The sequence below is a fragment of the Bradyrhizobium pachyrhizi genome (assembly GCF_001189245.1).
Lineage (GTDB): Bacteria > Pseudomonadota > Alphaproteobacteria > Rhizobiales > Xanthobacteraceae > Bradyrhizobium > Bradyrhizobium pachyrhizi.
In genome coordinates this window covers 179672-197753 of the sequence record NZ_LFIQ01000057.1, presented here as the reverse complement: position 1 = coordinate 197753, position 18082 = coordinate 179672, and the positions used below count along the sequence as shown (strand labels likewise).

At 64.4% G+C, this 18082-nt stretch carries 15 protein-coding genes; 5 read left to right on the top strand and 10 right to left on the bottom strand.

Annotation, left to right across the window (positions count from 1 at the left end):
- The coding region (locus AKL29_RS11720) for a bifunctional diguanylate cyclase/phosphodiesterase (RefSeq protein WP_244481946.1) at positions 1 to 3974 on the top strand (3974 nt) is incomplete at its 5' end.
- On the opposite strand, the gene AKL29_RS11715 is transcribed toward AKL29_RS11720, so the two are convergent.
- The 3 genes from AKL29_RS11715 to AKL29_RS11705 all read right to left on the bottom strand — a co-directional run bounded on the left by AKL29_RS11715 (position 3948) and on the right by AKL29_RS11705 (position 5126).
- The gene (locus tag AKL29_RS11715; RefSeq protein WP_028332988.1) at positions 3948 to 4289 is read right to left on the bottom strand and encodes a hypothetical protein; all 342 of its coding nucleotides are present in this window, start codon (positions 4287 to 4289) and stop codon (positions 3948 to 3950) included. The two genes, AKL29_RS11720 and AKL29_RS11715, sit on opposite strands and share 27 nt — an antisense overlap.
- A 56-nt stretch (positions 4290 to 4345) precedes the next feature.
- Positions 4346 to 4585, bottom strand: a complete 240-nt coding sequence (locus AKL29_RS11710; protein ID WP_050384253.1) for a DUF2171 domain-containing protein — start codon at positions 4583 to 4585, stop codon at positions 4346 to 4348.
- A gap of 70 nt (positions 4586 to 4655) precedes the next feature.
- Positions 4656 to 5126, bottom strand: coding sequence for a cupin domain-containing protein (locus AKL29_RS11705; RefSeq protein ID WP_244481944.1), 471 nt, complete (start codon positions 5124 to 5126; stop codon positions 4656 to 4658).
- A 218-nt stretch (positions 5127 to 5344) separates the two neighbouring features.
- Here AKL29_RS11705 and AKL29_RS11700 point away from each other — a divergent pair, with 218 nt between their 5' ends.
- Positions 5345 to 5944, top strand: coding sequence for a 3-keto-disaccharide hydrolase (locus AKL29_RS11700; RefSeq protein WP_028332990.1), 600 nt, complete (start codon positions 5345 to 5347; stop codon positions 5942 to 5944).
- A 48-nt stretch (positions 5945 to 5992) separates the two neighbouring features.
- On the opposite strand, the gene AKL29_RS11695 is transcribed toward AKL29_RS11700, so the two are convergent.
- Positions 5993 to 7480 carry a hypothetical protein gene (locus tag AKL29_RS11695; protein WP_050384252.1) on the bottom strand — a complete coding sequence of 496 codons (1488 nt, stop codon included), beginning with the start codon at positions 7478 to 7480 and terminating at the stop codon, positions 5993 to 5995.
- A gap of 121 nt (positions 7481 to 7601) precedes the next feature.
- On the bottom strand, positions 7602 to 8708 hold the full coding sequence (locus tag AKL29_RS11690) for a glycoside hydrolase family 5 protein (protein ID WP_050384251.1): 1107 nt from the start codon (positions 8706 to 8708) through the stop codon (positions 7602 to 7604).
- A gap of 163 nt (positions 8709 to 8871) precedes the next feature.
- Between AKL29_RS11690 and AKL29_RS42775 the strand changes: the two genes are divergently transcribed.
- Entirely contained in the window at positions 8872 to 9018 is a 147-nt protein-coding gene (locus tag AKL29_RS42775; RefSeq protein WP_157344531.1) for a hypothetical protein, read from the top strand.
- A 121-nt stretch (positions 9019 to 9139) separates the two neighbouring features.
- Here AKL29_RS42775 and AKL29_RS11685 read toward each other — a convergent pair whose 3' ends face one another.
- The 5 genes from AKL29_RS11685 to AKL29_RS11665 all read right to left on the bottom strand — a co-directional run bounded on the left by AKL29_RS11685 (position 9140) and on the right by AKL29_RS11665 (position 14300).
- Positions 9140 to 10087 (bottom strand): DUF5996 family protein, encoded by a 948-nt coding sequence (locus tag AKL29_RS11685; protein ID WP_050384250.1) that lies wholly within the window; start codon positions 10085 to 10087, stop codon positions 9140 to 9142.
- A 132-nt stretch (positions 10088 to 10219) separates the two neighbouring features.
- Complete coding sequence (locus tag AKL29_RS11680; protein WP_050384249.1) at positions 10220 to 11836, bottom strand: B12-binding domain-containing radical SAM protein; 1617 nt, start codon at positions 11834 to 11836, stop codon at positions 10220 to 10222.
- 248 nt (positions 11837 to 12084) lie between these two features.
- Entirely contained in the window at positions 12085 to 12684 is a 600-nt protein-coding gene (wrbA, locus tag AKL29_RS11675) for an NAD(P)H:quinone oxidoreductase (RefSeq protein WP_028332995.1), read from the bottom strand.
- Positions 12685 to 12773: 89 nt separating this feature from the next.
- Positions 12774 to 13472, bottom strand: a complete 699-nt coding sequence (locus tag AKL29_RS11670) for a pirin family protein (RefSeq protein WP_028332996.1) — start codon at positions 13470 to 13472, stop codon at positions 12774 to 12776.
- Positions 13473 to 13547: 75 nt separating this feature from the next.
- Positions 13548 to 14300, bottom strand: coding sequence for an SDR family NAD(P)-dependent oxidoreductase (locus AKL29_RS11665; RefSeq protein ID WP_028332997.1), 753 nt, complete (start codon positions 14298 to 14300; stop codon positions 13548 to 13550).
- Positions 14301 to 14417: 117 nt separating this feature from the next.
- Between AKL29_RS11665 and AKL29_RS11660 the strand changes: the two genes are divergently transcribed.
- Both AKL29_RS11660 and AKL29_RS11655 read left to right on the top strand, forming a co-directional pair.
- Entirely contained in the window at positions 14418 to 15332 is a 915-nt protein-coding gene (locus AKL29_RS11660; RefSeq protein WP_016846155.1) for a LysR family transcriptional regulator, read from the top strand.
- Between the two features lie 172 nt (positions 15333 to 15504).
- A complete protein-coding gene (locus AKL29_RS11655) occupies positions 15505 to 17940 on the top strand; it encodes a Nal1-like putative serine protease (protein WP_050384248.1) in 2436 nt (811 codons plus the stop codon).
- The last annotated feature ends 142 nt before the right edge of the window (positions 17941 to 18082 follow it).

The window sequence follows — 18082 nt, the reverse complement described above, 5'->3', positions numbered from 1 at the left end:
TTTTGCTGGAGCCGGATACCGGTCTCCTGAAGTTCGCGGCCGGCTTCGGCGACGATGTCGCGCGACTACGCAGTATCACCATTTCCGCGATCGCCAACACCCCGGAGGGAGAAGGCGTCGCCGGCCGGGCGTTCCGCGATCAGAACGCCTGCGTCGCCAACGACTATGTCAACGACGCCCGTTCGGCCGCCTGGCGCAACGGTGCCGCGGCGGCCGGCGTCGGCGCGGCGGCGGCCCTGCCGCTGGTCTGCAACCGGCGCAGCGTCGGCGTCTTCATGGTGACGCGGCGCGAGGCCCAGTCGCTGGGCGAAGAGATCGTTTCGCTGCTGGAGCGCATGGCCGCGAACGTGTCCTTCGCGCTCGATAATTTCGACCACGAAGCCTCGCGCAAGAGCGGCGAGCGGGCGATGCGCCGGCTCAACCGCATGTTCGGTGCCATCAGCGCAACCAACGAGGCGATCCTTCGCGCCAAGACCGAGCACGATCTCTATCAGCGGGTCTGCGATGCCGCGGTTTTCAGCGGAAAGTCCTTCGCCACGGTGGTGCTGCTGGCCGAACCCGACACGCACTGGTTCGAGCCCGTCGCCGGCACCGGCGAGGCGCTCGACCTGATCACGCAGACGCGCTTCTCGACCGATCCGGACAACGTCTACGGCAAGGGGATTTGCGGCGAGGCGTTCCGGACCCAGCGGCCCTGCGTTGAGCACGATATCCCGATATCGATGAGCCCGTCGCATATGCCGATCGGCGGCAGCGGCCTGATGGCCTGCGTCGCGCTGCCGCTCACCCGGTTCGGCAAAAGCGTCGGCGTCCTGATCTTCTTCACCGGCAATTCCTGGGCGCGTGACGAGGAGATCATCGCGCTGCTTGCGGGGATCGCCGAGAATGTCTCGGTCGCGCTCGACAATTTCGGCCGTGCCACCGAAAAGGCCAGGGCCGACGCCGAGCGCGAGCGGCTGTCGCGGATGTTCGCGGCGCTGAGCGCGACCAACGAGGCGATCATGCGCGCGAGATCACGGCTCGAGATGTTCGAGCTGGTCTGCGCGGCGGCGGCGCATGGCGGCGGATTCAACTCCACCAGCATCCTGATCGCGAAGCCCGGCGACGATTTCCTGGAGATGATGGCGGTCGCGGGACCGACCGCGGCAAATGCGCGCCGCCTCAACGTCTCGCGCAGCGAGGCACGCCCCGAAGGACGCGGCGTCTGCGGCCGGGCGTTCCGCTCCCGGCGCGCCTGCATCAACAACGATTTTCTGGGCGACGTCGCCAGCAACCCCTTCCGCGACGTCATCGACCGCGAGGACGCGCGATCGGGCGCGGCATTCCCGCTGATCGTCGACGACGAGCCGGTCGGCGTGATGCTGTTCATCTCCGCCAAGCGCAACACCTTTTCGGCCGAATTCGCCGAGCTGCTGCAGCGGCTCGCCGACAACGTCTCCTATGCGCTGGGCAGCTTCGACCGTGCCGACGAGAAGGCGCGGACCGAGGAGCAGAAGGAGCGGCTGCGGCGGATGTTCGCGGCGCTGAGCGCGACCAACGAGGCGATCATGCGGGCGAAATCCCGCAGCGAACTGTTCGATCTGGTCTGCGATGCCGCGGCGGTCGGCGGCCAGTTCGTCTCGGCAACGATCAGGCTGGTGCGCCCCGGCGAGGTCTTCCTGGACAATGTGGCCGCCTCGGGCCCCGACCGGGTGCGGGCCCGCGAGGTTCAGCTGTCGGCCGACGCGACGCGTCCGGAGGGACAGACGCTGACCGGCGTTGCGATCCGCACGCGCAGGCCCTGCATCAGCAACGACTATCTCAGCGATTTCGGCCCCGAATCGCACGTCTATCCGGCCGCGCGCGACAGCGGCAGCAAATCGGGCGCAGCCCTGCCGCTGCTCAAGAACGGCGAGGCGATCGGCGCGCTGGTGTTTCTCTCCAGCGAGTTCGGCACCTTCAGCCCGGAGATGATGGCGCTGCTGCAGCGGCTTGCCGAGAACGTGTCGTTTGCGCTGGCCAATTTCGATCGTGCCGACGAGAAGGCGCGGGACGACGAGCAGAAGGAGCGGCTGTCGCGGATGTTCGCGGCGCTGAGCGCGACCAATGAGGCGATCATGCGGGCGAAGTCCCGCGCCGAATTGTATCGACTGGTCTGCGCGGCGGCGGCGACCGGCGGCAAGTTCACCTCGACCACGATCGCGCTGGCGCAGACCGGAAGCGACTATCTGCGGATCGTCGCGATTGCGGGGCCGGCGGCGGAGGGCGCGCGCCAAGTGACGCTTTCGACCAGCGAGGCGCACCCCGAGGGGCGCGGCGCCTGCGGCCGGGCGTTCCGCTCCGGCAAGGCGTGCATCATCAACGACTATTTTGCCGATCCCGAGACCGCCGCCTTCCATGAGCGCGCCCGGCTCGATGGAACGCAGTCCAGCGCCTCGTTTCCGCTGATCGTCAGCGGGCAGGTGGTCGGGGTCATGATCTTCGTCGCGATCGACAAGGACACCTTCACGCCGGAGTTCGCCGAGTTGCTGCAGCGCCTCGCCGACAATCTGGCGTTCGCGCTTGAGAGCTTCGATCGCGCCGATGAGAAACACAAGGCCGATGAGCGCATCGAATATCTTGCCTCGCACGACAGCCTGACCAATCTGCCAAACCGCGAGACGTTCAACGAGATGCTGCATCACGCGATCTCGGCGGCGGATCGCCATCGCCGGCACCTCGCGGTACTGTTCATCGATCTCGACCGCTTCAAGGTGATCAATGATTCGCTCGGCCACGACGCAGGCGACATGCTGCTGGTGGCGATCGCCGAGCGGCTGCGTGGATCGTTGCGCGCGAGCGACGTGGTGGCGCGGCTCGGCGGCGACGAGTTCGTGGTCATCCTCGAGGAAACCGCCGAGCGGGACGACGTCGAGCGCATCGCCGGCGATCTTCTGGTTTCGCTCAGCCTGCCGCTGCAGCTCAGCGGGCATGAGTGCCACACCACGGCCTCGATCGGCATCGCGATGTATCCGGCCGATGGCTCGGACGTGCAGACGCTGACCAAGAATGCCGACATGGCGATGTATCTCGCCAAGGAGGACGGCAAGAACGGCTTCCGCTTCTTCTCCAACGAGATCAGGGCGCAGTCGATCGAGCGCCTGACGATGGAGAGCGCATTGCGCCGCGCGCTCGAGCGCAAGCAATTCTCGCTCGACTATCAGCCCAAGGTGGACATGGCGAGCGGGCAGATCAGCGGCGTCGAGGCGCTGCTGCGCTGGACCCATCCCGAGCTCGGCAAGGTATCGCCGGGGCAGTTCATTCCGCTTGCCGAGGAAACCGGCCTGATCGTGCCGATCGGCCGCTGGGTGCTGAAGGAAGCCTGCGGGCAGAACATGGCGTGGCAGCGCCGCGGCCTCAGGGCCGTGACGATGGCGGTCAACCTTTCACCGCGGCAGTTCGGCGATCCGAATTTGCTCGACGACATCGACGCGGCGCTGGAGGAGAGCGGCATGTCGCCGGCGCTGCTCCAGCTCGAGGTCACCGAAAGCATGGTGATGCGCAACGTGACGCGCGCGGTGCGCGTGCTCGACGCGATCCAGAATCGCGGCATTCGGCTGGCGATCGACGATTTCGGTACCGGCTATTCGTCGATGTCGCTGATGAAGCAGTTCCCGATCGACACCATCAAGATCGATCGCTCCTTCGTGCGCGACCTGCCCAACGATTCCGAGGACGTCGCGATCGCGCAGGCAATTATCTCGATGGGCAAGGCGCTCGGCATGACCATCGTCGCCGAAGGTGTCGAGACCTCCGAGCAGCAGGAATTCCTGCGCGCCCATGCCTGCGACGAGATGCAGGGTTTCCTGTTCAGCCGCCCGCTGCCGCCGCGCGATCTCGCCGAATTGTTGAAGCCGTCGCAGGCAGAGGCGTCACCGCCGTTGCAGCCGTCGCTGGATGGCGAGGCGACCAGCGAGGCCGGGCCGGATCTAGGGCGGAAACGCGCTGTCGTCTGACGGCTGTACGGGCAGGTCGCGAACGTCGGAATCTGTGGATGCGACCTTGCGCGAGAAATCATAGGGCCACGGCAGGATGTCCTGGCCGGCCAAGCTCTGGCGCAACACAAGGGCAGCTTCCGCAAAGCGCGCGCCGTCGGGCAGGCGGAACTGGCGGCTCCAGGCGGATGGCAGCGGTTCGGCGGCATCGCGCATCTCGAATGCCGGCCCCCACCACCAGGCCGGCGCGGGCGGCCGTTCCGGTTCCGGAATGGCGCGCCAGCGCACGAACTCGTCGACGATGCGGGCAAATTGCAGCTTGGCGGCGGGATGCATCGAAGGCCCTTCCTTGGGCCGGGATGATAGCATCGCTCCCACCTCGCGCAACGCGGCTATTGGCGGCCGTGCTGCCAATGCGTCGTCACATCGGAGCCCGATTTGTTGAGGTGGACATGCTGGTCGACATGATCGACCCAGGACAGCGGAATGAAGTGATGGTGCTGACCGTCAGGCGAGCTTTGCTTGGTCAGCTTGATCTTGTCGGTGCCTTCCATGTGGTCGACCTTGCCGACGGTTTTCTTGTCCGACGAGATCACATCCATATGTTCCCGAATGTCGGCAGCGTTTGCCATGCGTCATCTCCTCGTCATGCTGATGGGGATGAAACGCCGCCTGGATGCAAAGGTTGCTAGCCGGTTCCGGCTACTTCTGCTCGACCTCGGTCGCGGTGGCCGGGCCTTCGCCCATGATCAGCAGCACGGCGTCCTCGTCCTTGGCGCCGTCCCAGTGCACCTGCTTGCCGAAATGGGTGACGAAGCTGCCGGCCGGCATCGCCACGGTGCCGTGATCGGGATCGAATTTTGGACCCGAGCCGACCCACCAGGTGCCCTTGAGCACCACGATGTAGCGGTCGTTGGGATGGAAATGCGGACGGCTGAAGTGATTGCCCTTGGTCCATTTGGTGTAGACCATGTAGAAGCCGGGCTTCGAGGGATCGCCGACCACGACCGCATTCTGCGCGCCGCGTGCGTCGACCGGGCTCCAGGGAATCTGATCCGGCAGCTTGTAGGTGACGGCGGCCGGATTGAGCTCAGCCGCGGAGCTGACGCTCAGCATCCCGGCGAAGGCCAGCGGCATCATCAGGTATCGCCATGATCGGTTCGACGCCGTCATCGGTATGCTCCCAGATCGGATTTCTCGGGCGACTGCCGCGCCCGTATGCCGCGCAAGCTAGTCGCCCTCGCTTCCGCCGGGCAAGACGCGTCCGTGCATGTCTGATCTCAGGATTGCGACAGCGATCCGTGACACAACGCAGTTGCAATATGAAAAAGCATTTACGCCGCCGCAGACGATGATAGGTTGCGCGCCAACCAAAAGACGGGAGGATAACCTTGAAGAAGCATCTGTCGATACTGGCGGCGGGACTTGTGATCGGTGCGGCCGCGCTGCAATTTTCCACCGCCGCCTCGGGGGACGACGGCTGGGTCACGCTGCTCGACAGCTCCAAGAAGGGTGACTGGGACGAGGTCGGCAAGGCCAATTGGGCGATGAAGGACGGCGCGCTGGTCGCCGACAAGCTCGACGGCAAGGATCTCTCCTATCTCGTCAGCAAAAACCAATACAAGGATTTCCAGATCCGGGCGGAGTTCTGGACCGACGAGGATGCCAACAGCGGCATCTTCATCCGCTGCGAAGGCAACAAGGTGATCGACTCCAAGGTCTGCTACGAGGTGAACATCTTCGACAAGCGGCCGGACCCGACCTACGGCACCGGCGCGATTGTCGACGTCGGCAAGGTCGATCCGATGCCGAAGGCGGCCGGCAAGTGGAACGTCTACGAGATCACGGCGCAGGGGCCGCATTTCGTCGTGACGCTGAACGGCCAGAAGACCGTCGACGCCCAGGATTCCAAGCACGCCAACGGCTATATCGCGCTCCAGTATGGTTCGGGCGTGGTCAAGTTCCGCAAGGTGCAGATCAAGCCGCTCTGACGGCGTCGGTTGAGCGGGGCCTCGATCGCACTGCGACGAGGCCCCTCCTTATTGAGGAGCACTGTCGGTCGTAGAGACCTTCCGATCGTCGCCTTGCGTGCGCAGATGATGGCCGATCACGAGCCCGGTCAGGCACAGCAACAGCCCAAGTGCCGGTGGCGCAAACAGCGCCTCTTCCTGGAAGATGCCGTTCACCAGCACCACCATCGTGCCGAAGGCGGCGAGCCCCTGGATGAGGATTCCCGACGAGGCGTAGAGCCGCCAGGCCTTCAGCGCCATCGCCAGGAAGTAGCCAAGCGGCACCAGCGAGCCGATCCCCATCTGGTACAGCAGCACGCCGACGGCGCTCTCCACCGCGCCGTCCATCGTGCCGGCCGCCTGCGCGGCGTTCCAGTCGATCGAGAAATAACCTTCGGAGAGGTTGCCGCCGACGCCAAGTCCGCGGCCGATGGGATTCTGCCGAAAGCCGTCCCATCCGCCCATGAAGCCGATCACGTGGAAGTCGCCGATCTGGAGTCCGATATAGATCGCCGCGATGGCGTACAGCACGAGCCCGACCAGCGCGACGGCAAGGGTGACGGTTGCGCCGAGCAGCCACGTTGCCGTCCAGCCCAAGGCGACGAAGATGACCAGGATGAGCGCGCCTTTCACGCTACAGCAAATCAGCAGCGGGATCGCAGCCAGCGCCAGCCAGCGATATCCGACCGCGAACAGGAACAGGATGGAGAAGGCGATTCCGTAACCGAAGCTGATCGGGCTCATATTCGGTCCGAAGATGCGCAGCAACGACGAGAGGCCGAGGTCCTCGAACAACGGGCTGTTGAGAAAACTGAAACGGAAGCGATCGATCAGATCCACCGGCACCCTGCCGGTTGCGCGCATCTCGGCTTCCCAGGATCCGGAGCGGCTCGCCTTGAGTTCGTCGAAGTGCCAGAACGTGTAGCCGTTGGTGATGGAGAGCCAGAAATCGCGGAACAGCAGTTCGACATATCCGCAGACGATCAGCAGCGCGGCAACCGTCACCAGGAAGGGCGTGATGCGGATCTCGAAGGTTGCGGCCGTCAGCAGCGATAGCTGAAACAGAAACAGCGGCAGCGCTATGTTGCGCAGATAGACGAGGGCCGCGTGCGAATCCTGCGTGGCGCCGAGCAGGAAATACGCCGTCACGGTTGCGAGCGTGATCAACCCCCATTTCATGATCCGGTCGATCTCGGCGGAATGTTTCCGCTCGTGCAGCGCATAGAGCGCCAGCGTGACCAGCCACATCACCGCGATGACCAGGAAATTATAGCCCTTGACGAAATCCATCTCCTGCTCGGTCGTCATGTAGGACGACAGGATCGAAACGAAGAGGTTCTGGAAGAAGATGATGAAGATGGCGATCGACGGCGCGTAGGCCGGCACCGCGAGCACGATGGCGCAGCCGATCAGACTTTCGACGACGATCGCGAGTCCGGCGTTGGCCGCCTGCATGATCGGCGCGAATGCGATCGATGCCACGGCGATGCCGAGTGCAGGAATCAGATCGCCGGCCAACAGCGGCCGCGGGGCTATCTCTGCTCGCACAGGCTCTGACCTAACGTGACCGGACGTGTGGGTGCCACACCGCATCGTCGATCTAGCCGCGCATTGTGTAAGAACCGGTTAACCAGATGGGTCAGCGTGTCCCGAGCAGGGCCCTCAGCGCCTCGCGGTCGACCTTGCCAGTGACCGGGTCGGCGAGGCCGAAGCCTTGCGAGAGCTCCCAATGGGTCCAGCCCCAGCATTGTTGCCGGGCGTAGGCCGTCACGCCGGCGAGCCAGCGCAGCCGGCTGTCGCGCGGCGCTCCGGCCTTGAGCACACCGAATTCATTGATGATGATCGGCCGCGAATATTGCCGTTGCCAGGCGGCGGCAGGCTCGAGCCATTTGTCGATGCCGCGGTCGGGAATGGCGCGGTCCACCATCGCGAGCGCCTTGCGCTTGTCCAGCGCGGTGAGCTGATCCCGCAGCTGCTCAACCCTGGGATCGTCGGCGCGGACCGGATAGGGCAATCCGGTGACGTCGTGCAGCGGCTCACTCGGATCCCAATGGGCCTGATGGGTGAACACCATCGGATCATAGAAGTGGATGGCATAGACGACATTCGGATCGTCGAGCGGAGTGAAATCCGGCAGCGAATCCGCGCGCTGCCAGTTGACCGGACCGGTGACCAGCGTGGTCTGCGGCAGCAGGCCGCGAATGAAGCCGGCCAGTTCCCGGACTTCGCCCTGCCATTGCGCGGCCTCGACATCCGGCTCGTTCAACAGTTCCGCAAACACGCGGTCGGACGGATAGCGCTGCATGACCCGTGCGAGCTCGGTCCAGGCGCGCTTCATTTCGATCATCGCGCCGGGCGGATCGTCCTTGTGCAGCGCGTTGAAGCGCTCGCCGGAATGCAGATCGATCGACACCGCATAGCCGAGCGCGAGCAGGGTCTTGAGCGCCGCATCGACGGTGCGCAGGCGGCTGTCGATCTCCGCTTTCGCGGCGAAGCGCGGCATGACGAAGTCGGCGGGCACCGGCAGCCGGATGTGGGTCATGCCGGCCTTGCGCAGCTCGAGCAGCAGGCCGCGGGGCGGCGCCGACCGCGGATCGGCGATCCAGCCGTCGGCATTCACGCCGCGTGACAGCGCCTCGAGCCGGTCGGCCGGGACACCTTCGATCAAGGCGGGGCAGGCCCGCGCGGCGACCGACAGCAGAATCGACGCGCTGACCGCGAAGGCAAGGATCGATGGCCGCGTCATGACCGATCAGCGTGCGATGGCTGTCGCGGGATCGTGACGGGTTGCGGGGCGCTCACGAATATACTGCCTGTTGTGTTCGAGTCGGCCGGGGTTGCGGGCGTCGTCCGAAAGATAGCTCGGCCAAGCAACGATGCGGTAAAGACGTAACACGAAAATTTAACTTATGCGCCTTCGGCGACTGTCCACGAGAATCGCAAACGCAGCGTTTGGTCGCGACCGCGCCGTGCTGGCGCTGCGTCACTATCCGAAATTCTCGGCGCGGCTGAAGCAGGCGCTCGGCAAGGCGACCCCGTCGCGCGAAGAGGATTGAGCCGCCGGTGCGGCGCGCCGCTAAAGCGCGATGAGATTAGGTTGAATCGTCATCGCGCTTTGGCCTTTTGTTTGAGCATGATCTTTTCGGAAAACCGCTTCGCACTTTTCCGGATCATGCTTTAGATCCCTCGGACCACGCCCGGCTGGCCCGGTGCGCATTCCAGCGCAGCACGGTCCCAGTTCGCGTTGATGGCCGCGGCCTCATAGCTCGATTGCAGGAATTCGAGCAGCGCCTTGTCGGGGTCTGCAGCCGTCCGCATGGCGTCGTATGGCAGGATGAATTCGCCAAGCGCCTCACTGAAGAACGCAGCATCGGGCCGTACCGGCATGCTGCGATAGCCCGCGGGTTCCGGATAGGCGTAGGAATAGAATGCGGGATAATCGATCGCGCCGCCGCCCGGCCAGAAGCCGGCGCTGCTGACCTCGTGCGAATAGGCCTCGTGCGCCACCTCATCGGGCAAATGGGGCACGCCGCCGGGATGCCGCGGCGCGGTTCTGCCGGAAAACCGCGTCACCGCGAGATCGAAGCTACCCCAGAAGAAATGCACCGGGCTCGCCTTGCCGAGAAATCCGGTCCGGAATTGCTTGAACACGCGGTCGCAGTTCACGAGGATCCGGTGAAACCTGTGCACGGCATCCGCGTCGTAGGACGCATGCTGCGTATCCTGCGAGAACCGGATCGCATCGGCGACTTCGTTCGGTATCTCGTCAATGGCGACGTCGATGCCGAGGTCCTTCAGATTGGTCATGACCGCCGCGTAGAAGCTTGCGACCGATTGACCGGCCAGCGCGAATTGCCGTCCGGTGCCGTCGCTGGTCGAGATGCGCAGCATGTGATCGATGAAATCGAAGTCGATCTGGAACGTGCGATCGCCGTCGGGGATCGGCGAGGTCGTCAGCCCGCGCGCCGTGACATAGAGCGTGACGTGCCAGGAGTGATTGAGCCAGGGCGACTTCACCAGCCGGATCTTGCCGGCGATCTGGGTGAAGAGCTGGAGCGTGGCACAGCTGTCGCGCCACGCCGCGGTCGGCAGTTCCGGCCAGCGGGTCTTTTGTGTGTTGGTCATGACAAAACCTCTGGGCTGCGCGACGTACAGTGTTTCGGCTATCACGATTTGATCGCGATGACCTTGGGGAACCGATCCTCTCGTTCCGCGCGACGTGCTCTGGTCGGCGAAGCGCACCAACGCGCTTTGCCGTCAAACCGCATGTAGGTTAGTTCGCGGCCCAAGCTCCGCGGCCCTCACCGGCGGCATATCGTCGAGGGCGGCAATCCGGCGGTCAATCTCACGGATCACGTGTTTCGAGAAGGGCCCGAAATGCAGATACAGTGCCATCAACATCACGATGTAGCGAAGCGCGCCCGGATTGGACTTGGCGACCTCGACGAAGGTCTTCCAGAACGGTTCGCGGACCTCCGGCAAGGCACGCATGATCGTGTGCACGCCCTCGAGGCCGCCAAGCCTCTTGCGTATGTCGCCATCCGGCAGGTCGCGGCGCCGGTCGGACCGGTCGAGCATGGCGGCGAGCCGCGACAGCCGTCCTGCATAGGCCGTCGGGTTGAACACGTGCCCGAGCACGGCCTTGTAGTCCTCGAGGATGTCACGCAGCGGACGTATGGTGTCGAAATTGCAGCCGAGCGTGCATTGATCGCCCGCCTGCTCGACCTTCATGAGATCATGGCCTTCGTGCAGGCGGCCTTCCTTCGCCAGCCGCCGCGTCAGCTGCGTGCCCGGCAGTGCATAGAGCAGTCCAACCATGCAGACTGGAATGCTCGCCTCCTCGATGAAGTCGATCATCGCGTGCCCCATCGAGGCTTTCTCGGTATCGAACCCCACGATGAAGCCCGCGGTGACGAACATGCCGTAGCCATAGATCTTGTGAATGCATTCGGCGATGTCGCGCCGGGTGTTCTGCTTCTTCTTCATCTGCACGAGGGTCTCCGGATCCGGGCTCTCAATGCCGACGAAAATCCCGAAGAAGTTCGCGTCCTTCATCGCCTGCAACAGCTCGCTGTCGTCAGCGATATTGATCGAGGCTTCCGTCGAAAACTCGAACGGATAGTCTCGCTCCTCCAGCCACGCTTTGAGCTGCGGCAGCAGGATGCGGAGGTTTTTCTTGTTCCCGATGAAGTTGTCGTCGACGAAATCGACATGTCCGCGATAACCGCGATCGTAGAGCGCTTGCAACTCAGCGAGAATTTGATCGGGGGTCTTGGTGCGCGGCACACGACCATACAGCTCGATAATATCGCAGAACTCGCAGGTGAACGGGCAGCCACGCGAATATTGCACGCCAATGAAGAGATAGTGGTCGAAATTGATCAGGTCATAGCGGGGCATCGGGCTTAGCGTGACGTCGATCTTGAATTTCTCGGCGACGAACACGCCCTTGCGCTCTCCACTTTCCCAGGCGGCGACAAATTGCTGAATGATTTGTTCTGCCTCACCGATCACCTGGAAGTCCGCGTCGGCGTAAAGATGCGGGCTGGAGGAGACGTCAGGTCCGCCGACACATACCGGCTTGCCGTGCCGGTGTGCGAGATCGATCAGGTGGAGAAAATCAGGCTGCTGGTTGAGCATGCCGCCGATCATGACAAGATCGGCCGAGTCGAGATCGGCGTCCGTCAAGGGCTCGGTGTTACGGTTGACGAGGCGAATATCCCAATGCTTCGGCAGCATGGCGGCGACGGTGATCAGTCCGAGTGGCGCCGCCGGATACTTCGCATCGACGAGTTCACAAGCTTCCGTATAGTTCCAGAAGGAGTCTTGAACGAACTTCGGATAGATCATTAGGACGCGACAGGGAACCGTCATGTTGCTCCGGCCTGGATATTGACGCGCACGATGACACGCGGCTTGTCGCCGCTCAAGGGCTCGATTCGCGGCCAATTGTCAGGCGATCTTGGGCATGGACGCCTATTACGTCGATTATCGGCTTTTCTTGGCGTCTCTTGGCATCTCTTGGCGTTGGAGCAGCGATCGCTCTTGCGCCGTTGTCCGGCAACGACGTTGCGACTTAGGTAGGGGCGGCAATCGCGAACGGGAATGCCGCCCCCATCGCATCAGCCGTGAAGTTTCCTCGCGGTCTCCGCGACCGCGCGGCCCTGATAGCGGGCGCCGGCGAGTTCGTTCTCGCTCGGCTGGCGGCTGCCGTCGCCGCCGGTGATCGTGGTTGCGCCGTAGGGCGCGCCGCCGGTGACCTCGTCGAGCTTCATCTGGCCGGCGAAGCCGTAGTTCAGCCCGACCACCGTCATGCCGAAATGCAGGAGGTTGGTGATGATCGAGAACAGCGTGGTCTCCTGGCCGCCATGCTGGGTCGCGCTCGAGGTGAAGGCGCCGCCGACCTTGCCGTGCAGCGCGCCCTTTGCCCAGAGGCCGCCGGCCTGGTCGAGGAAGTTGGCCATCTGCGAGGCCATGCGGCCGAAGCGGGTGCCGGTGCCGACGATGATCGCATCGTAATTGGCGAGATCGTCGATCTTGGCGATCGGCGCGGCCTGGTCGAGCTTGTAGTGCGAGGCCTTGGCGACTTCGGCCGGCACCAGCTCGGGGACGCGCTTGATGTCGACGGTGGCGCCGGCTTCGCGCGCGCCTTCCGCGACGGCATTCGCCATGGCTTCGATGTGACCGTAGGCGGAGTAATAGAGAACGAGAACCTTGGCCATGATGGCCTCCTTTGGGTTTGAGGTAGGGGAAGATGATTTGGGGAGGGGCATGCGCGGACGTCGGTCCGCGCATGCAGGGTGAGTGGTGATCAGGCCGCGTCGACCAGCACGAGCTCGGCATCCTCGAGCGCGGTGATCTTCAGCGTGGCTTCGTCGCGGATCGCGGCGCCGTCGCGCGCATTGACGCGCACGCCGTTGACCTCGATGCTGCCGGCCGCCGGCACCAGATAGAGGTGACGGGCCTTGTCGGCAGCGTATTCCGCGCTCTCGCCGGCCTTCAGCGTGGTGGCGAGCACCCGCGCATTGGCGCGGATCGGCAGCGCGTCATTGTCGCCGTCGATGCCCGAGGCGATGGTGACGAGCTTGCCCGAACGGTCCGCCTTCGGGAACGGCTTGGAGCCCCAGGTCGGCTGGCCGCCCGTCGTCGTCGGCTCGATCCAGATCTGGAAGATCTTGGTCTTCGCCGGCTCCAGATTGTACTCGGAGTGACGGATGCCGCTGCCGGCGCTCATCACCTGGACGTCGCCGGCTTCGGTACGTCCCTTGTTGCCGAGCGAATCCTGGTGCGTGATCGCGCCTTCGCGAACATAGGTGATGATCTCCATGTTGGCGTGCGGATGCGCCGGGAAGCCGGAGTTGGGCGCGATCTCATCGTCGTTCCACACGCGCAGCGCGCCGTGGCTGACATTGTCGGGATCGTAGTAGCTCGCGAACGAGAAGTGGTGCTTGGCCTTCAGCCAGCCGTGGTCGGCACCGCCGAGCTTTGCGAATGGTCTGAGTTCGATCATGGTCATTCCCCTTGATGTCGATGTTGAGGAGCGGGCCGGGCGCTCTGCGCCCGGCGTCTCCAGAAAATTTTGCGATCAGGCGCCGAAGCCGCCGTCGACGTTGAGCACGGTGCCGGTCACGAACGACGCTTCCGGGCTCGCCAGGAACACGACGCCTGCCGCGACTTCTTCGGGGCGGCCGAAGCGCTGCAGCGCATGCTGCAGGCGTTGCGTCTCGGCAAACTCGCCACCGTCCTTCGGGTTCATGTCGGTGTCGATCGAGCCGGGCTGCACCACATTTACCGTGATGCCGCGTGGTCCGAGGTCGCGCGCCGCGCCCTTGGTGTAGCCGACGACGGCCGCCTTGGTGGCGACGTAGTCGGCAAGGCCTGGGAACGAGGCGCGATCCGCCAGCATGGAGCCGACGGTGACGATGCGGCCGCCTTCGCCCATCAGCTTGGAGGCGGCGCGGATCGCGGTGATCACGCCGTCGATGTTGATCGCCTCCTGGCGGGCGAGCGTCGCAGTGTCGGCCTCGGGATCGTCGACCGCGCCGCCCGATGCGACACCCGCATTGTTGACCAGGATGTCAAGCCGGCCAAAATCCTTGGCGACAGTCTTCACCAGCTGATCGACATCGGATGACGAGGCCTGGTCGGCCTTGTAGGCGCGGGCGTTGACGCCCTTGCCCTTCAACTCGGCGACGACGGCCTCGGCCTTCTCGGGAGAGGCGACGTAGCTGATCGCGACGCTCGCACCTTCCGCGGCGAGTGCACGCGCGCTGGCTGCGCCGATGCCGCGCGAACCGCCGGTGACGAGGGCAACCTTGCCTGTGAGCTTCTTGGTCATTGGATTTCTCCATTGATTGAATTTCGATGACCCTTGGATATGCCTCCGGCTGTGGTATAGAAATAGAAACTATTGAAACTCATTGTTTCCAGTATTGAGCAATCAGGACAGCGGCCCATGTCGAAACTGCCGGACTTCGAGGCGCTCGCGATCTTCGCAAAAGTCGTGGAATTACGGTCATTTGCGGCGGCCGCGACCGAGCTCTCGCTGTCCAAGGCGACGGTGTCCAAGGCGGTCAGCCGGCTGGAGGAGCGGCTCGGCGCCCGGCTGTTCAACCGCACCTCGCGGCGGCTGGCGCTGACCGATGCCGGCCAGAAATTGTCGGAGCGCGCCGCGCGCCTGCTCGCCGATGGCGAGGCCGCCGAGAACGAGGCGCTGGCGCAATCGACCACGCCGCGCGGCCTGGTGCGGCTCGCGGTGCCGATGAGTTTCGGCATCAAGACGGTGGCGCCGCTGCTGCCGGAATTCATGGAGGCCTATCCGGAGGTTTCGATCGACCTGCACCTGAGCGATGCCACGGTCGACCTGATCGGCGAGGGCTTCGACGCCGGCCTGCGCATCGCGCGGCTGCCGGATTCATCACTGATCGCGCGGCGGCTGTGCGGCATGCCGCGCTACACGGTGGCCGCGCCGTCCTATCTGAAGCGCCACGGCCGGCCGACCCATCCGATGCATCTCGCCGAGCACAAATGCTTCGGCTACGCCTATCTCTCGACCCAGGGCGTCTGGCACTACACCAATGCGTCAGGCGAGCAGGCGAGCGTGCGTCCCGCCGGCCAGCTCCGGGTCAACAACGGCGAGGCGGTGATGCCCGCGCTGCTCGCCGGTCTCGGCATCGCCGATCTGCCCGACTTCATCGTCGGCGATGCGATCGCGCGCGGCGAGGTCGAGGTGATCCTGAAGGGCTGGAAGCAGCCCGAGGGCGCCGTGCATCTCGTCACCCCGCCCGGCGGCCCGCGGCCCGCCCGCGTCGAGGTGCTGGCGGATTTCCTGGCGAAGCATTTCGCCAAAGGCCGCGCGCAGCGGAAATAGAAATCCGCACGCGGACCGGTGGAAGGACATCCGCCCCGCCCCGTCACATTCGTGTCATCCCTTTTAAATTGTATAACTTATGTGAACTAACCCATGATCGTGGGCTGCCGCGATCGTCTATTTCTGCGTCCTGGACCGGTGTTGCCGCAAAGCGCATTTTCGGAGGAACCAGATGATTGATCTGACCAAGCACGATTTCACGTCATTGTCGGTGAAGGACCTGCTCGATGCCCGCGAGGCCTATCACGTGCATCTGGCACATCTGCAATCGGTCTATGCCACGGCGATCGGCCGCTATCTGATCCGGGACAACGACCGCAACGCGACGGAAAGAAAGGCGCACTCCAAGCCGCAGGCGCTCGGTCCGCGCACGCTGTTCAATTCGTCGGTCAAGGATTGGTCGTGGCCCTGCATCCTCGTCTTCGTTCGCGACTGGATGAAGCGCTCCGAGCTGAAAAACCATCCCGAGAAGCAGGACCAGCTGGTACCTCCGTTCCTCTATCTGCCGGACGGTCGCGTCGTGCCCACCTGCGTCGTCAAGGTCGATCCGAACGAGGGCAGCCCCGGCACCGTCGATCCGCCGGTGTTCAGGAGCGATCTGGTCGGCGGCGGCTTTCCGGTACAGACCATGATCCAGGGCAAGATCCACCGCGGCTCGATCGGCTGTCTCGTCACCAACGGCGAGACGGTGTTTGCGCTCTCCAACCGTCACGTGGTCGGCGCCGCCGGCCGCGAGATCTTCGCCGGCTTCAAGAACACCGATCGCCGCCTCGGCGTCAGTGATGCGCTGCAACTCGGCAAGCGCGCCTTCAGCGAGGTCTATCCCGGCTGGCCCGGCTCGCGCGTGGTGGCCAATCTCGATGCCGGCCTGATCCGCGTCGATGACGTCAAGGGCTGGACCGCGCAGGTTTACGGCGTCGGCCAGGTCGGCGACGTCGTCGACCTGAATGTCGGCACCTTCCGTCTCGACATCATCAACCAGCCGCTGATCGCGTTCGGTGCGACCAGCGGATTGATGAAGGGCAAGATCCTCGGCCTGTTCTATCGCTACAAGACCGTCGGCGGCATGGAATATGTCAGCGATTTCGTGATCGGCCCGCGCGACGGCGACACGCCGCTCAACAATTATCCCGGCGACTCCGGCACGGTCTGGTTTGTCGACGATCCGGACGCCAAGAAGAACGCCAGCGGCGCGCGGATCCTCAGTCCCCTGGCGCTCGAATGGGGCGGCCAGGAATTGTTCGGATCGAGCGGCAAGGTCCCGATGCAGGTCGCGCTCGGCATCTGCATGTCGACACTGTGCCGCGAGCTCGATGTCGAGTTGATCGGCGACTGGAATGCCGGTCACACCGAGTATTGGGGCGAATGGGGCCACGTCAAGATCGGTGCCTACGCGACCGGTCTGATCGATGCGAAGCTGCCCAAGCTCGCCACCATGATGGACGCCAATTCCGACAATATCGGCCTCGACGACAAGCTGCTCGCCGACCTCAAGCCGCATCAGCGAGGCACATTCTCGCCGCTGGCCGATGTCGCCGACCTGGTCTGGCGTTTCACCCGGCACACCGACGAAAGCAATCACTTCGCCGACATGGACAAGCCGGGCAGGGACGGCAAGACGCTGCTCGATCTTTGCGCGGAGTCGACGCGCAACGTCGATCCGAAGGTCTGGAACGACTATTACGAAGGGATCGGCGAGGACCGGCGCGGCGCGCTGCCGTTCCGGGTCTGGCAGATTTTCGACGAGATGGTCGAGTACGCCGCCGCCAACAAGAAGCTGGAGTTCGTGTGCGCCGCGGGCATCGTCGCACATTACATCGGCGATGCCTGCCAGCCGCTGCACATCTCGCAATTCCACCATGGCCTCGATCCGAACGACAAGGCGCACGCCAAGGTGCACAGCGTGTACGAGACCACGATGATCGGCCGCCACGGCAAGGATCTCATCAAGATGATCCCTGACGCCCGGACCAGCGACGTCGCGGAGATTGCTCCGGGCGGCACGCCGACCGGCCGCGACGCCGCGGTTGCCGTGGTCGCACTGATGCAGCGAACCGTGAAGCGGCTGCCGCCGATGACCATCGTCAACCTGTTCAATTCGCATATGGGCAGCGGCCAGGTCGAGGCGCTGTGGTCGAAGCTGAAGGACGCCACCGCATCCTGCATGCAGGACGGTGCCAAGACCCTGGCCCGGGTCTGGGAAGCGGCCTGGCGCGCCGGCGCGGGCGAGGACCGCGGGCAGGGCGGCAAGTTCGATCAGGACAGTTTGAGCAAGCTCTACAACGACCCCAGCTTCCTGCCGGCGTTCCCGCTCCAGCAGCTCACACTGGATGCCGACGACCACCTTGTTCCGATCGGAGGCAGCAGCACGCGGCGCCGCGGCGCGACAACCGCGCGACGCGCGCGTCCGCAAGCAGCGAAGAAGGCCGCCAGGAAAGCTGCGAGGGAAACGGCCAGGAAGGCGCCGAAGAAGGCGGTGGCGCGCAGGCGGCCGGCCGCAGCTGCTCCGGTCCGACGCGCAGCCGCCAGCAAGAAGACCGCGACCAAGCGCGGTGCGGCCAGCAAGCGGTCGGTCGGAAAGACCCGCAAGGCGGCGCGCAAGCGTTAGAGCAAGATGACTTACATCACATCGCGCAGCGGATTCAGCTTTACCTCGCCCCGTGTGCGGGGAGAGGTCGGAACGCATCGCTAGATGCGTTCCGGGTGAGGGGGGGCCTCCACAAGTCCAACTGTCGCCGTTTACGCGGAGG